The 15,415-nt window shown below is 31.2% G+C and carries 15 protein-coding genes; 9 read left to right on the forward strand and 6 right to left on the reverse strand.

The window, feature by feature from the left end; genetic code table 11:
* Positions 1-20 precede the first annotated feature (20 nt).
* Genes C7448_RS09140 through C7448_RS09150 form a run of 3 tightly spaced genes read right to left on the reverse strand, consistent with a single transcriptional unit; the run spans position 21 to position 3,284 of the window.
* Positions 21-1,580, reverse strand: coding sequence for a bifunctional metallophosphatase/5'-nucleotidase (locus C7448_RS09140; protein ID WP_115901076.1), 1,560 nt, complete (start codon positions 1,578-1,580; stop codon positions 21-23).
* 37 nt (positions 1,581-1,617) lie between these two features.
* Entirely contained in the window at positions 1,618-2,424 is an 807-nt protein-coding gene (locus tag C7448_RS09145) for a hypothetical protein (protein WP_115901077.1), read from the reverse strand.
* 2 nt (positions 2,425-2,426) lie between these two features.
* Complete coding sequence (locus C7448_RS09150; RefSeq protein ID WP_115901078.1) at positions 2,427-3,284, reverse strand: hydroxymethylglutaryl-CoA lyase; 858 nt, start codon at positions 3,282-3,284, stop codon at positions 2,427-2,429.
* Between the two features lie 211 nt (positions 3,285-3,495).
* Between C7448_RS09150 and C7448_RS09155 the strand changes: the two genes are divergently transcribed.
* From C7448_RS09155 to C7448_RS09170, 4 genes are read left to right on the forward strand one after another with little or no spacing between them, the layout of a single operon-like run.
* Entirely contained in the window at positions 3,496-4,062 is a 567-nt protein-coding gene (locus C7448_RS09155; RefSeq protein ID WP_394342461.1) for an RNA polymerase sigma factor, read from the forward strand.
* Positions 4,052-4,582 (forward strand): hypothetical protein, encoded by a 531-nt coding sequence (locus C7448_RS09160; RefSeq protein WP_115901080.1) that lies wholly within the window; start codon positions 4,052-4,054, stop codon positions 4,580-4,582. The genes C7448_RS09155 and C7448_RS09160 overlap by 11 nt, the downstream gene beginning before the upstream one ends.
* Positions 4,569-5,639 carry a DUF4097 family beta strand repeat-containing protein gene (locus C7448_RS09165; RefSeq protein WP_115901081.1) on the forward strand — a complete coding sequence of 357 codons (1,071 nt, stop codon included), beginning with the start codon at positions 4,569-4,571 and terminating at the stop codon, positions 5,637-5,639. The genes C7448_RS09160 and C7448_RS09165 overlap by 14 nt, the downstream gene beginning before the upstream one ends.
* A 22-nt stretch (positions 5,640-5,661) precedes the next feature.
* The gene (locus C7448_RS09170; protein WP_170137028.1) at positions 5,662-6,390 is read left to right on the forward strand and encodes a head GIN domain-containing protein; all 729 of its coding nucleotides are present in this window, start codon (positions 5,662-5,664) and stop codon (positions 6,388-6,390) included.
* Between the two features lie 72 nt (positions 6,391-6,462).
* Here the strand turns inward: C7448_RS09170 and C7448_RS09175 are convergent, their stop codons facing one another.
* Complete coding sequence (locus C7448_RS09175) at positions 6,463-9,105, reverse strand: valine--tRNA ligase (protein ID WP_115901083.1); 2,643 nt, start codon at positions 9,103-9,105, stop codon at positions 6,463-6,465.
* A 186-nt stretch (positions 9,106-9,291) separates the two neighbouring features.
* Here C7448_RS09175 and C7448_RS09180 point away from each other — a divergent pair, with 186 nt between their 5' ends.
* On the forward strand, positions 9,292-9,696 hold the full coding sequence (locus C7448_RS09180) for a DUF1573 domain-containing protein (RefSeq protein WP_115901084.1): 405 nt from the start codon (positions 9,292-9,294) through the stop codon (positions 9,694-9,696).
* Between the two features lie 48 nt (positions 9,697-9,744).
* On the opposite strand, the gene C7448_RS09185 is transcribed toward C7448_RS09180, so the two are convergent.
* Entirely contained in the window at positions 9,745-11,085 is a 1,341-nt protein-coding gene (locus C7448_RS09185) for a retropepsin-like aspartic protease (RefSeq protein ID WP_115901085.1), read from the reverse strand.
* 157 nt (positions 11,086-11,242) lie between these two features.
* Between C7448_RS09185 and C7448_RS09190 the strand changes: the two genes are divergently transcribed.
* Both C7448_RS09190 and murB read left to right on the forward strand, forming a co-directional pair.
* Entirely contained in the window at positions 11,243-12,433 is a 1,191-nt protein-coding gene (locus C7448_RS09190) for a pyridoxal phosphate-dependent aminotransferase (RefSeq protein WP_115901086.1), read from the forward strand.
* Positions 12,434-13,444, forward strand: a complete 1,011-nt coding sequence (gene murB / locus C7448_RS09195) for a UDP-N-acetylmuramate dehydrogenase (RefSeq protein WP_115901087.1) — start codon at positions 12,434-12,436, stop codon at positions 13,442-13,444.
* A 50-nt stretch (positions 13,445-13,494) separates the two neighbouring features.
* Here the strand turns inward: murB and aqpZ are convergent, their stop codons facing one another.
* Complete coding sequence (aqpZ, locus tag C7448_RS09200) at positions 13,495-14,181, reverse strand: aquaporin Z (protein WP_115901088.1); 687 nt, start codon at positions 14,179-14,181, stop codon at positions 13,495-13,497.
* 133 nt (positions 14,182-14,314) lie between these two features.
* On the opposite strand from aqpZ, the gene C7448_RS09205 reads away from it, so the two are divergent.
* Both C7448_RS09205 and C7448_RS09210 read left to right on the forward strand, forming a co-directional pair.
* Positions 14,315-14,518, forward strand: a complete 204-nt coding sequence (locus C7448_RS09205; protein WP_115901089.1) for a membrane or secreted protein — start codon at positions 14,315-14,317, stop codon at positions 14,516-14,518.
* A 254-nt stretch (positions 14,519-14,772) separates the two neighbouring features.
* Positions 14,773-15,336 (forward strand): RNA polymerase sigma factor, encoded by a 564-nt coding sequence (locus C7448_RS09210; protein WP_115901090.1) that lies wholly within the window; start codon positions 14,773-14,775, stop codon positions 15,334-15,336.
* Positions 15,337-15,415: the final 79 nt, after the last annotated feature.

Here is a 15,415-nt window from a genome sequence, read left to right on the forward strand (position 1 = left end):
TAATTAATAACACTTTAAAACTACTTTTGTTTAAGAAAATTAACAACAGCCTTACGTATATCGTGTGCTATTTCTTCCTTTTTTGGTGTATAAATATTTAAAACTCCTTCACTTTTATCTGACAATACTGGAATGTCAAGTCCTCTTAATAAGTAATCAGAGAAAGCAACAGTATAGGTTTCGTTTTCTTGAAGTTTACCATTTTTAAGCATCCATCCTCCGTTCGTTTTATTAGCATTAAATCGTTGTAAATAAGCTCCTGTCCCTGAAGATTCTACTCCAAACTCTAATACCTTTTTTAATAAATTTCCCTTAATTTTAACTTTTAAAATCTCACCTCCATATGGTAACACTCTAAAGATATCTACAGCATTTACGTCTCCAGCCAACACATCATCTATTCTTACAGATCCACCATTTACTAAAGCACAATCAACTTCATCATTATATGCTAAGCTCATAGACTCAGCTATGATTTTCCCCATATTAGTTTGTACACTTCTAATAGTGCTTTCTCTTGCATCTAAAGGTTCGGTTGCTTTGTATATTACTTCATAAGGATTAGAAACTACCTCTCCTATTTTATCTTCTAAAACCACTTGCCATTTATCTACTACAGTTTTTACCTTAGGATCTTCAGAGATAGATTTATTTATCTCTTTTAGCTCTGATTTAAAGGTAACTTCTTTTGTCTTAGGATTATATTCAAACCTATGAATATAGGCTGTTTTTGCATTAGCATCTGCCTTAGTTATTGTCACTTCCCCTACTTTATCATAACTATTGGTATGTTCATGCCCGCCCATTATTAGTGGCACGTTTGGTAAAAGTTTTGCTATTTTTTTGTCTTGTGTAAGTGATGCGTGAGTTAATCCTAATACAATATCAACATTGTTTTTTATTTCGTTGTATGAACGTTGTATCTCTTTGTACATATCTCCATAATGCACATAGTTTCTTGGATTTGAAGGAATGCAAACACTTATAAATCCTACTTTTAAATTCGTTCCATCAGAATTCTTAAATTCTTTAATGAAAGAATCTTTTAAAGTTTCTTTTTTACCATCAACAATTTTATGGAAATAAGAGTGTTTACCATCAACATTATGTAACACATTGGCAGATATCCAATTAAACTTGCTTTCATTTAGGCGGTCTTGTAAGTGTGTGTAACTTAAATCGAATTCATGGTTTCCAAATGCTACAAGATCAAAATTCATAGCATTCATAACTTCTACCATCTGTTTCCCTCTTACTCTATCTCCATTATACTTCATTGTTCCTAGCAAAGAGGGGGATAAAAAATCTCCTGCCAACACTAACATCGTATTTTTATCTTCTTTTAAAAGTTGCTTATGTACCGTTTCAACCCTAGCCATTCCACCATACATTCCTCCTTGAATTGGAGCTATTTCATATACATCGTTTAGTTGTAGTACTGTAAAATAGGTTTTATCAGTATCTTTTTTAAACTGATACGCTGTTTTTGAAGAGATTGTGTTAGTTTTCTTCTGAGAAGAGCCACAACTTACTAAAAAACATGTTGCTAAAAGTAGTAATAAGGTTTTAAATTGCTTCATTTGGTTTTTCTTTATAAGGAAACCAAATTTACGAATTCTAGTGAAGATATTGACGTGTGTTTTCCCTAATCATTTTTCGGTATTCTACCAGTTCTGGGAACTGGTAAAAGAAGTTTATTTTTTTATGTGCTATTGTTCTAGGCTTTTTTATTCTAGGTCTTAACACAAAAGCAGTCCAGCTTTCTACAATGTCTTCTTCTGGGCTTTCAGCAGCATAATCTGTAAGAAACTCTGTTCGGTTGTTTAAATATAAATCATACAGTTTTTCTACACAATTTGCTTCCGTATAGCAATATTTTCGTTGAATAACATCCCAACGGTTTAATAAAGAACCCTTCCAAAAAATATTAACAAACCTATTGATATAACTATCTTTATAGGCCTCACCTTCAAGAGTTAAATACAATTCTCCTTCTTCTTGTTGATTTTTATTTGTAGGTCTTATTTGAGTTCTATTTAATGTTAGTAAATGTCCAAATTCGTGTACTAAAGTATACACAGACTCATGAAGCCTTCTTTTATCTTTAGTTTCAAAATTAACATCTCTAATATCAATTTCTAATTGCCATTTGTCATTTTTTGAACTCAATGCAACTAAAGCTCCAGTTTTCTCATCCACTCCGTCCGTCATTAAAACGATACGTTTTATATATTTCTGAGTGAGTTCTTTTGGAAAAATCCTATTAAATTCACCCCAATAATAGGCTGCTAATTCATCGCTTACTGACTGATTTTTAATTATTCTACTCCCTTTCACATTCCATACTCCTATCCTTTCACTATCTACAGATTGTGAAAAGGCTGAAAAAAAGAAAAAAAGAAAAATAATATTTAATTTCGTCATCTTTAAAAAACTTCTAGTGCCTTGTTATAAGCACTTTCAAAACTCATTGGTTTAATATTAGTTGTTACTTTATTTGCTGTAAAATAAGACAATAGCTTTTCTGTTGGCATATTCCCTGTTAACTCATCTTTCGCCATTGGACAACCCCCATACCCTTTTATAGCTCCATCAAAACGTCGGCAACCTGCTTTAAAAGCACTATCTACTTTTTCATGCCATTTAGCTGGTGTTGTATGTAAATGAGCTCCGAATTCTATTTGAGGATAACTAGATATTAAGTTTGAAAATAAGTAGTCTATATCTTCAGGGGTTGAGCTCCCAATTGTGTCTGACAAAGATAAGATTTTAACACCAAACGCCGAAAGTTTTTCTGTCCATTCTCCAACTATTTCCACACTCCATGGATCTCCATAAGGATTTCCAAATCCCATTGACAAGTAAGCTACTACTTCTTTGTTTGTTCGGTTAGCAATAGCCAATACTTCTTTTAAAGTATCAATAGATTGTTCAATTGTTTTGTGCGTATTTCGCATTTGAAAATTTTCTGATATCGAAAAAGGATATCCTAAATAATCAATCTCTTCAAACTGAGATGCATCGTTTGCTCCACGTACATTTGCTACAATTGCTAAAAGTTTACTTTTAGTTGCTGATAAATCTAATTTCGATAAAACTTCAGCGGTGTCTCTCATTTGTGGAATTGCCTTTGGCGACACAAAACTTCCAAAATCAATCGTATCAAATCCCACTTTTAACAGTGAATTGATGTATGCTGCCTTCGCCTCTGTGGGAATAAAATGGCTTTTAATTCCTTGCATTGCGTCCCTTGGACATTCAATAATTTTAACACTGTTAACCATTGTGCCAAATATACATATTTTGATTCATTTTTTCACCTTGTGTTACTTGCTCTAATTCAACTAAAAAAAGAACATGCAATTAATTAACTATCAATAAAGTACCAAATAAAAAAGTTTAAATTCTGAAAATTCTATTTAAAAAATTTATTTTTATTGAAAATAAACTGTCACAATTTAAAAGTTAATTTGTCTCTAGTATAGAATGATTTCATTGGAGTCGCAACAAACACATATCAACCAACTAATCGAACGCTGTAAGAAAAACGATAACTCTGCACAAATGCAGGTATATGAAAGCTATTACAAAGCTATGTATAATACATCATATCGTATTTTAAAAGACGAATTCGAAGCAGAAGATTTAATTCAAGAAGCATTTTTAACTGCTTTTACGAAATTGGATACTTTTAAAGGTGAAGTTACTTTTGGAGCTTGGTTAAAAAGAATTGTAATTAACAAGAGTTTAACCCAATTAAAAAAAGTTACTCGATATGATGAAGTAAGAATGGATGTGATTCCTAGCTGTGAAGTGAAAGATATTGAAATAGATTATAGCTCACTAGAAGTTAAGAGAGTTATAAACTGTTTACAAAGCTTAAAGGATAATTACAGAATTATATTGACTTTAAACTTAATTGAAGGTTATGATTATGAAGAAATCGCTCAAATACTAAATTATACTAACGAAAATGTAAGAACAACAGTATCAAGAGCAAAAAAGAAATTAAAACAAGTATTAACTAGTAATACTAATAAAACACAAGTATATGGAGGATAAACTGCATCAATTTTTTAAAGAAAATGATTTTGATGTTTTTGAGCCTCATCAAGGACATTTAAATCGATTTCAGCGCAAGCTAGAAGCTCCAAAAAAAACTAAAAAACCATCGTTTTTTTGGATGAGTATTGCAGCATCTGTAGTGTTGGTTTTAGGTTTTTACCTTGGTAGCTACCAGCAAAAAAACACATACGACTTAGCTGATGTTTCACCTAAAATGGCAGAAGCTCAAAACTTTTTTGTTACAACCATAAATCAAGAACTAAAAGAGGTTGAACAATATAGAAGTTTAGAAACTGAAATCGTTATTGAAGATTCTTTAAATGAAATTGAAGAGCTAGAAGACCAATATAAAGCTCTTGTAAAAGAATTATCTAAAAGAGAAAATAAACATCAAATCATCAGAGAAATGATACAAAATTATCAACAACGATTAGATGTCTTAGAGAAACTTCTTTTACGATTAGAATTACAACAAAACCCCGCAAAATTAGAAATATTAGAAGATGAAATTATATAAACTACTTTTCCTACTCTTATTCATTCCTACACTTTTAGTAGCTAATGATAAAAAGCACGAAAAAAGCAAAAACATACGTAAAACTTTTTCTGTTAACAAAAATGCTACCTTATACATTAACAATAAATACGGTAATGTAAACGTAACTACTTGGAATGAAAACAGAATAGAAATCAACGTAAAAATTACCGTAAAAGGGAGTGATTTATCTAACGTTGAACGTAAACTAAAAGCTATTGATGTACAATTTGAAGCTACTCCTAGCTTAGTAGAAGCAAGAACAATTATTGAAAAAACAAAATCTAGTTGGTCTTGGTGGGGCAGTAATAACACAAACTATAAGATTAATTACTTTGTTAAGATGCCAATTACCAATAATGCCGATTTAAATAATAAATACGGAAACATTGAATTAGATAAACTAGAAGGTAAATCCAATATTAATTGTGATTATGGTAAAATTCAAATAGACCAGTTATTAAATGAAACTAATAATATTAATTTAGATTACTGTGGTACTTCTGAAATTAACTTTATGAAATCTGGAAGCTTAAGTGTTGATTACTCAAAGTTAGCTATTATAAAATCAGAAAACTTAAAAGTTAATGCCGATTATTCTACTATGAAAATTGGTACTGCAACCAATGTTGATTTTAATACTGATTATGGAAGTATTTCTATAGGTGATGCTTCTAATATTAGTGGTAACTCTGATTACGCAAGTATAAAAATAGGAACTCTTAGAAAAAACTTAAAGATTAATACCGATTATGGTAGTGTTAGAGTTAGAAATATTGAAAAAGGGTTTGAAAACATTGTTATTGATGGAAGTTATGCTGGAATTAAACTTGGTACTAATAGCAATAACAGCTTTAATTTTACTGTTGACTTGGGGTATGCCGGATTTGGATATCCTGAAAACCATGTAGACATGTTTAAAAGCATTAATAAATCGTCAAAAAAATATTATGAAGGGGCTTTTGGTAAAGGGAATTCTAATTCTACCATTACTATAAAATCTAAATATGGAGGCGTTTCTTTAAAATTAAATGATTAACCAACTTATAAATTATACTACGATGAAAAAATCAGCAATCTTATTATTAACTCTTTTTATTAGTTTCCAAATACAGGCACAAAGCTGGTGGAATTCAAAAAAAATTAAAGGTAACGGAAAAGTTATTACAGAAACTAGAAAGATTAGTTCTTTTGATAAAGTAAACGTTGGAGGTTCCTTTGATGTTTATTTAATAGATGGAACTGAGGGTAAACTTACTTTAGAAGGAGAAGAAAACATTTTAAAATATATTGAAACTGAAGTTAAAAACGGAAAATTAAATGTGCACTTTAAACAAAATACCAATATTAAAGCCACAAAAAAATTAACTGTAACCATTCCTTTTGAAAAAATTGAAGCTGTTGCTTTGGGAGGCTCAGGAAATGTAATTGCAAAAAAGCGTATAAAAGCAGATGTAGTTTCTTTTGGTTTAGGAGGATCAGGAAACATTATAGCTAGTGTAGACGCTAATACTGTTAAAACTTCTATTGGCGGTTCAGGAAACATTATGCTAAAAGGAAAAAGTGACAACTTAAAATGTTCTATTGGTGGTTCGGGAAATGTAAAAGCATACGATTTAAAAACAAGCTCTTTAAAAGCTAGCATTGCTGGCTCTGGTGATGTATCAGCCACTGTTAATAATAGAATTAAAGCTACAATAGTAGGTTCTGGGAGTATATATTATAAAGGGAAACCATCAGATATAGACAAGACTGCATTAGGTTCTGGAAGCGTCATTGATAGAAATTAAAACACCTTTACCAACTACAAAAAATCCGCTGTAAGTTTACAGCGGATTTTTTATTCACCTAAATTTATTTTCTTATTGCAACGAAGCTAAACTAGCTTTAATAGTTTCAATTTTAGCTAAGGTATCTGATTCTTTTTTACGCTCTAAAGTGATCACTTGCTCTGGCGCATTGCTTACAAATCGTTCGTTAGACAACTTCTTTTGAATTCCTGTTAAGAAGCCTTCAGCACGTTTTAACTCTCCATTTAACTTCGTTATTTCAGCTTCTACATCAATCGTATCTAATGAAATTGGAACAAAATATTCGTTTGATTTCACACGGAATGATGCTGCTCCTTCAACTTTATCAGTAACATCATAGTTAATTTCTGAAGCATTGGTTAACTTTTGAATTACTACATCAAACTCTTTTGTAAAGTTTTCATTATTTACAACAGATAATTCTATCGCATCTTTAAATGAAATATTTTTATTTTTTCTAATCGTTCTAATTCCTGAAACCACACCTGTAGCAAACTCAAAATTTGTAATTAATTCTTCGTTTGTTTCTCCTACAGTTGGGTATTTTGCTATAATTAAAGCATCTTCTGGAGTTCTTTCTGTAATATGCTGCCAAATTTCCTCTGTTAAGAAAGGCATAAATGGATGTAATACTTTTAAATTATTCTCTAATACTTCTATTACAGCCTTGTATGTTTTTGCATCAATTGGTTGTTGGTACCCTGGTTTAACGATTTCTAATAACCATGAAGAAAAATCATCAGTAATTAACTTGTAAATAGCCATTAATGCATCCGATAAACGATACTTACTAAAGTGATCTTCTATTTCTAGTAATATTTTACTAAACTTCGCTTCGTACCAAGCTAGTCCTATTTTAGCAGTTTCTGGTTGGGCTAAACTTTCATCTACTTCCCATCCTTTAATTAAACGGAAAGTGTTCCAAATTTTGTTAGCGAAGCCTTTTCCTTGTTGACATAAATCTTCATCAAATAACAAATCGTTTCCAGCAGCAGCACTTAATAACAATCCTACACGAACTCCATCAGCACCAAAATCTTCAATTAACTTTAACGCATCTGGTGAGTTCCCTAAGGATTTACTCATTTTTCTACGTTGCTTGTCACGCACCAATCCTGTTAAGTATACATTTTCAAACGGACGTTGATCTTTGTATTCGTATCCAGCAATTATCATACGTGCTACCCAGAAGAATAAAATATCTGGTCCAGTAACTAAATCGTTTGTTGGATAATAATACTTGATTTCTTCATTCTCAGGATTACGAATTCCGTCGAAAACCGACATCGGCCATAACCAAGAAGAAAACCATGTATCTAAGGCATCTGGATCTTGTTTTAAGTCAGAAGCAGTTAACGATGTATTTCCTGTTTTTTCTTGAGCTAGTTTTACTGCATCTTCAATATTCTCAGCAACAACAAAGTCTTCTTTACCATCTCCAAAATAGAACGCAGGAATTTGTTGTCCCCACCATAATTGACGAGAAATATTCCAATCACGAATGTTTTCCATCCAGTGACGATAGGTATTTTCAAACTTTTTTGGAAATAACTTTACCTCTCTATCTTCTCCTAAAACAGCATCGATAGCTGGTTTTACTAAGTCTTCCATTTTTAAGAACCATTGATCTGATAATCTTGGTTCAATTACCGCTTTAGTTCTTTCAGAGGTTCCTACTTTATTGGTATGAACTTCAGTTTTCACCAAAAACCCTTTTTCTTCTAATTCTTTGGTAATTTCTTTACGAACTACAAAACGATCTTTTCCTTCATAATGTAATCCGAATGAGTTTAAACTAGCATCCTCATTAAAAATATCAATTACTTCTAATTTGTGTTTATCACCTAAAGCTTTATCATTCTCATCATGTGCAGGAGTTACTTTTAAACACCCCGTACCAAATTCAACATCTACGTATTCATCTTCAATAATTGGTATTTCTCTATTACATAAAGGTACAACTGCTTTTTTACCTTTTAAATGTGTAAAACGTTCATCGTTTGGATTGATACAGATTGCAGTATCTCCTAAAATAGTTTCTGGACGTGTTGTTGCAATAATCACCTTTTCGTCAGAATCAACTATGTTATACTGTAAGTAGTATAAATTTCCTTGACGTTCTTCGTAGATTACTTCTTCATCAGAAAGTGTAGTTTTTGCTTCAGGGTCCCAGTTTACCATACGGTAACCACGATAAATTAATCCTTTATTATATAAATCGACAAACACTTTAATTACCGATTCTGATAATGCAGGATCCATAGTAAATGCGGTACGTTCCCAATCACAAGAAGCTCCTAACTTTTTTAATTGGTCTAAAATGATTCCTCCATACTCGTTCTTCCATTCCCAAGCATGTGCCAAGAACTCTTCACGAGTTAAATCATTCTTATCAATTCCTTGTTCTTTTAACTTCGCTACTACTTTTGCTTCAGTAGCGATTGAAGCGTGGTCGGTACCAGGAACCCAACATGCATTCTTTCCTTGCAAACGGGCACGACGAATTAACACATCTTGAATTGTATTATTTAACATATGTCCCATATGCAATACTCCTGTAACGTTTGGTGGCGGTATAACAATTGTATAAGGTTCGCGTTCATCTACTTCTGAATGAAAGTAATTATGTTTCATCCAGTAATCGTACCATTTTCCTTCTACTTCTTTAGAATTATATTTTGATGGAATATTCATATGTTATGTGTATCTTTATGGTTAATAATTTAACATTTTTTAACCTTTGGCATTGTTTTTGAAATTCGATTAGCAAAAATACAACTATCTATGAGGTACAGAAAATTAGAGGTTGTTTTTTTAGAACTTAAAGAAATAATACTAAATTTGTAGCGGTTAATACCCTAAAAAATTAATTTTACCATTATGAAAACAATTTTATCATTTATCGCTGTTTGCTTTATTACCTTAACAGTAAGCGCTCAAGAATTTAAATTTGAATCTGAAACTATTGACTATGGAAAAATAGCTCATGGGTCTGAAGGAAAACGCGTATTTGAATTCACAAACGTAGGAGAATCTCCAATTATCATAAAGGATATTGTATCTCCTTGTGGATGTACAGTACCTACTAAACCTGAAGAACCAATTATGCCTGGTAAGAAAGGACAAATTGAAGTTTCTTACGACACAAAAAGATTAGGAGGTTTCTCTAAAACTTTAACTGTTATTTCAAATGCTAAAAACAAGAGAAAAAGAGTTAAAATTAAAGGATTTATTGTAAAAGATGCTACTCCTGCAAAAGAGAAAAGTACAGTAAGTGATAGCTAAAAACTTATCTTATTATAAAAAAAAGCTCAACTTAAGTTGAGCTTTTTTTTATATTCTTTGTTCTAACCTAAACATAAATTTAAGTTTAACACCATTTCTTTCAACCTCCATCCTTATTTTTTTATTAGGTTTTGTATGAAACATATCTATAATTTCATTCAAATGATATTCATGTGCAGCTTTCCCATTAATTCTTTTTATTACGTCTCCTACTAGAAGACCAGCTTTAAAAGCAGGTGAGTTTTCTACTACTTTATCTATTTTGTACTTAGGCTTAAAACGATAAAAGAAAGTGCTTACTAAAGAGATTATATTATTTTTTGGAGTCTGATTATTTGTACTATAACTATCTGTAAATTTAGTTGTTCCTTTCTCTTTTATTAACTCTTGTCCATCATACACAATATGCAACCCGCTCATATTGTAATAAAACCCTTTATTTAATGAAGCATTCTTTTTAAGAACAACTCTTTTATTCGGATAATCAATCCAAACCTTAAATCGTTTTAAAATACCTCCACCAATACTACCATTTCTTTCTTTAAATTGTCTTGCATTAAAAGTTGATGAAGAGTCTAAGAAAGACACTGTTGGTTCACCTATTTTAAACTTTCCGATAGAAATTTTCTGAATTCTACTTCGGTTTCCATAAATAGTACCACTAAAACCTTCCCCTATTATATCTTTAAAAAACTTCTTAGGCGTTTTCAGCTCTTCTTTTGTTCCTTCAAATAACCAAACAGCATCACTACCTCCTGTATCTATCAAAAGTTTTACTGGTAACATTGTAGTTCCCACCGTATCAACCTGTACCTTAACATTTATATAAGGTTTATTTCTATAAAATTGTAGAGGAAAACTTTCACACCTATTACATACATTCAGATCATATGTTTTAGGATTATAAAAGTCAATTCGTTTATTTACATAATTAATTTTAACTATAACATCTTTTAATAAATCATACCCTATAATACCGTGAATAGTTGTCCCCATTTTAGCAGAAATATCAAATGCATCTTTTAAAATAACATATAAGCCTTGATTAGAACTAGTAATATTTTTAATTCTAAAATTATTCCCTCTAGAAAATAAGGCTTCTACTGGTTCTCCACTACCTAAACCTCTTATAAATACCTTTTTTACATTGTGTAAACCAATACTATCTTTAGAAGTTAGATTAAATAAGATTGTTCTATTTACACCTGTATCTAATATAAATGATAACTGATGCCCGTTAATTTCCAATGGAACAACTACTAAATTGTTGATTAATTGAAATCTTATTGATTGTTTATTTGTTTCATTGCCTAAAAACTGAAAATCTTGTTGAGTAAAGGCAGACACACTTAAAAGAAGTGTAAAAAAGTAGAGTAATGTTTTATTCAAAAGAACTTATTTTATGGTTATATACTTAAAGATACAATCTTCATTTTAGAAATTCTGGTTTTTATGATTTTTTTAACCGTTTTTTTCCTTAAAAACAATCTAACTTTATCAAATATATTTCGCAAATTTGCCATTCAAACGACTAATTTAATACACAATGCCATTTATTTCTAGTAAAGGAAATGCTATGCCTCAATCACCAATTCGTAAATTGGTTCCTTTTGCTGAGGCTGCTAAAAAAAACGGAACAAAGGTTTACCACCTAAACATTGGTCAACCAGATATTAATACACCTCAAGTCGCTTTAGATGCCGTAAAAAATAATACTATTGAAGTATTATCATACGCCAGATCTGAAGGTTCTGAAGAGTACAGAACAAAATTAGCAAACTACTATGCTAAAAACGACATTCATGTAACTGCAAATAATATTATTGCAACTACTGGAGGGTCAGAAGCTCTACTTTTTAGTATTGGTAGTATAACTGATCCAGGTGATGAAATAATTATCCCTGAACCTTTTTATGCTAACTATAATGGGTTTTCTACTGCTTCAGGAGTAAAAGTGGTTCCTGTTATTTCTAAAATTGAAAATAATTTTGCCCTACCTGCAATTGAAGATTTTGAAAAATTAATCACTCCAAGAACCAAAGCAATTTTAATCTGTAACCCAGGAAACCCAACCGGGTACCTATATAGTAAGGAGGAAATTGAAAAGTTAAAACAAATTGTATTAAAACATGATTTGTTTTTAATCGCTGATGAAGTGTATCGTGAGTTTACGTACGGTGGAGAAAAACACAACTCAATAATGACTTTGGAAGGCTTAGAGCAAAATGCTATTATGATTGATTCTGTCTCGAAACGCTATAGTATGTGTGGTGCAAGAATTGGCTGTATAGTTTCAAGAAACGAAGAATTCATTAATACTGCTCTTAAATTTGCACAAGCACGTCTAAGCCCACCAACATATGCTCTAATTGCTAGTGAAGCTGCTTTAGAGACTCCTCAAAGTTATTTTGATGAAGTTATTGAAGAGTATGAAGATCGTAGAAATACATTAATTACTGATTTACAGAAAATTGATGGTGTAAAAGTTGCCAACCCTAAAGGAGCTTTTTACTGTGTGGCTGAATTACCAGTTAAAGATACTGACGATTTTGCACAGTGGATTTTAGAAAAATTTAATGATAATAACGAAACTGTAATGGTAGCCCCGGCAAGTGGTTTTTACTCTACCAAAGGTGAAGGAAAAAATCAAGTTCGTATTGCTTATGTTTTAAACAAAACTGATTTAAAACGTTCGGTTGAAATATTAAAAATCGCCTTAGAAAAATATAATAGTTAATTGAATATTCAAGAAAACATATCTTTAAAAGAGTACAACACGTTTGGTATTAATGTAAATGCCAAACGTTTTGTTTCTATTACTTCTGTATACCAACTACAACAACTTCTAAAAGAAGAAAAAGACATCTTTTTAATTTCTGGTGGTAGTAATATGTTACTTACTAAAGACATTGAAACACTAGTTGTACATATTGATATTAAAGGAATTTCAATAGATCGAGAAAATCATAACGATATCCACATAACTGTAAATGCTGGTGAAAACTGGCATGAGTTCGTTTTATGGTGTGTTTCTCAAAATTATGGTGGGTTAGAAAATTTGTCACTTATCCCTGGGAATGTAGGTACCTGCCCAATCCAGAATATTGGAGCTTATGGTATTGAAGTAAAAGACACTATAACAAAAGTAGATGCTATTGAGATTGAAACAGGAAAGCTAATTTCTTTTACTTCGGAAGAATGTAAATTTGGATATAGAAATTCTATTTTTAAAAATATAGCTAAAGGAAAATACATACTAACTTCTGTTAGTTTTCAATTGACAAAAAACAACCATAAACTTAATACTTCTTACGGAGCTATTGAGGTTGAGTTATCTTCAAAAGGAATTACAAATCCGACTATTAAAGATATTTCTGATGCTGTTATTGCTATTCGTCAATCTAAATTACCCGACCCAAAAGAGATTGGTAATAGCGGAAGCTTCTTTAAAAACCCAGTAGTTTCTAAAGATCATTTTGAAAAGCTTAAAGAAAAACACCCTAATATTCCTTCCTATGTAATTTCAGACACTGAAATTAAAGTACCAGCTGGTTGGCTTATTGAACAAAGCGGATTTAAAGGAAAGAGTTTTGGTAATTACGGAGTTCATGAAAAACAAGCTTTAGTTTTAGTTAACTATGGTAATGCTTCGGGCAAAGAAATTTACGAATTAGCGCAAAAAATCCAACAGACTATTAAAGATAAATTTGACATAAATCTTGAAATAGAAGTTAATATTATTAAATAAAAAAAGAGAACCCTAAGATTCTCTTTTTTTTTATTTCTATATCACTTACACTACTCTTTATCTAATAAAGTTTTATAAATTAAGCCTCCTACAACTGCTCCTGCAATTGGTGCAACCCAAAACAACCATACTTGTGACAAATAACCTCCACCAGTAAATAATGCTTGACTCATAGAACGTGCTGGATTCACAGAAGTGTTTGTAATAGGAATACTTATTAAATGAATTAAAGTTAATCCTAAACCAATAGCAATTGGAGCAAAACCTTTAGGTGCGTTTTTATGAATACTTCCTAAAATTATTAGCAAGAAAAACATGGTTAACAAAAACTCCGCTACAAAAGCTGCTGTTAAGTTATACCCTCCAGGAGACAACTCTCCATAGCCATTCGCAGCAAAACCACCTAATGATTCAAACCCGCTATTATTTGTTACGATTATGTACAAACAAGTAGCTGCTAAAACAGCACCAACTAATTGAGAAATAATGTAAGGAAATACCTCTTTTGTTGTATGATTTCCTCCTACCCATAAACCTATAGTAACGGCAGGATTAAAATGACCTCCAGAAATATGTCCAACAGCATATGCCATTGTTAACACTGTTAAACCAAAAGCCAATGCAACGCCTGCAAAACCAATTCCTAACTCTGGAAAACCTGCTGCAAAAATAGCACTACCACAACCTCCAAAAACTAACCAAAATGTTCCGAAAAACTCAGCAAAATATTTTTTCATATCTATGTCTTTAAATTAATTGATTATACAATTAAGACCCTCAAATACATAAAAGTCACAATCTTATAAATCTCTCTTTATTTTATATAGAAAAACAGGAAGTTCGTATCTTTGCACTACAAAACAATACGTCATGAAATTAATTTTTGTTACCATAGGATTATTAGCGTTAGCATTTGCTGGAATTGCCATTAAAATTTGGGCAAAAAAAGACGGAGAGTTTGCTGGTACTTGTGCTAGCCAAAACCCGATGTTAAACGAAAGTGGTGAAGCTTGTGGATTTTGTGGTAAAACCCCAGATCAGTTCGATACATGTAGTGAACCAGAACATAATTAAGCATAACACTTCTCAACTAACCTTTTGCTTTTTTTATGATATTTATTATCCTGTTCTACACTTTTGTAGTAGTTATGGCTGTGCAAGTGATGTATTTTTCCTTTATGATTACTTGTTATCTTATTCAAGATATCCCTCTTAGAAAATCAAAACTGCATAAAAAATATTGTTTTATTGCTACCATTCCTTGATATTTGTTTAGTATTGCTGCAAATTAGTATCTTTATATCAAGTCAAATTTCGAAACCTAAGCATTGGAAATAAATCAAGAAAAAGTTCTTCATCACATTCAACAAGCAAAAAACGGGAATCAAATATCATTTAATTATTTGTTAGACACTTTTTGGGGAACTGTATACGCTTTTCAGCTGAAAAAAACCAAAAATGATAACGATGCTGAAGATATTACCATTCAAACTTTTTCTAAAGCTTTTGATAGAATTGAGACTTTCGATGAGAGTTATCAATTTAAAACTTGGTTAATTACAATTTCTAAAAACGTATATATAGATTCTCTTCGAAAGAAAAAATCTACCATCTACACACAAACAACTGAAGAGCAAGAAAAAGAGGTATATGCTGTTGTTGATAATGCTCCTTCTCCAGAAGACAAAATTATTACTGAGCAAAATTTAGCAAAGCTTCTAAAGGACATAAAAAAATTAAAACCAAAATATCAAGAAGTCATCAATCTTCGTTACTTTCAAGAGTTAAGTTATAAAGAAATCTCTGAACAAATTGGAGAGCCCATGAATAATGTAAAGGTAAAATTACTTCGTGCCAAAAAATTATTAGCTGAAATAATAAAGAAATCATAAATTGCAAAAACCTTTAAAATTCAGGTTTTTATGATTTTAAAATTATTTTCTAACAGCTTAAAAGAACCTAAACAGGTTT

Origin of the sequence: Tenacibaculum gallaicum, from assembly GCF_003387615.1 — a bacterium.
GTDB lineage: Bacteria > Bacteroidota > Bacteroidia > Flavobacteriales > Flavobacteriaceae > Polaribacter > Polaribacter gallaicus.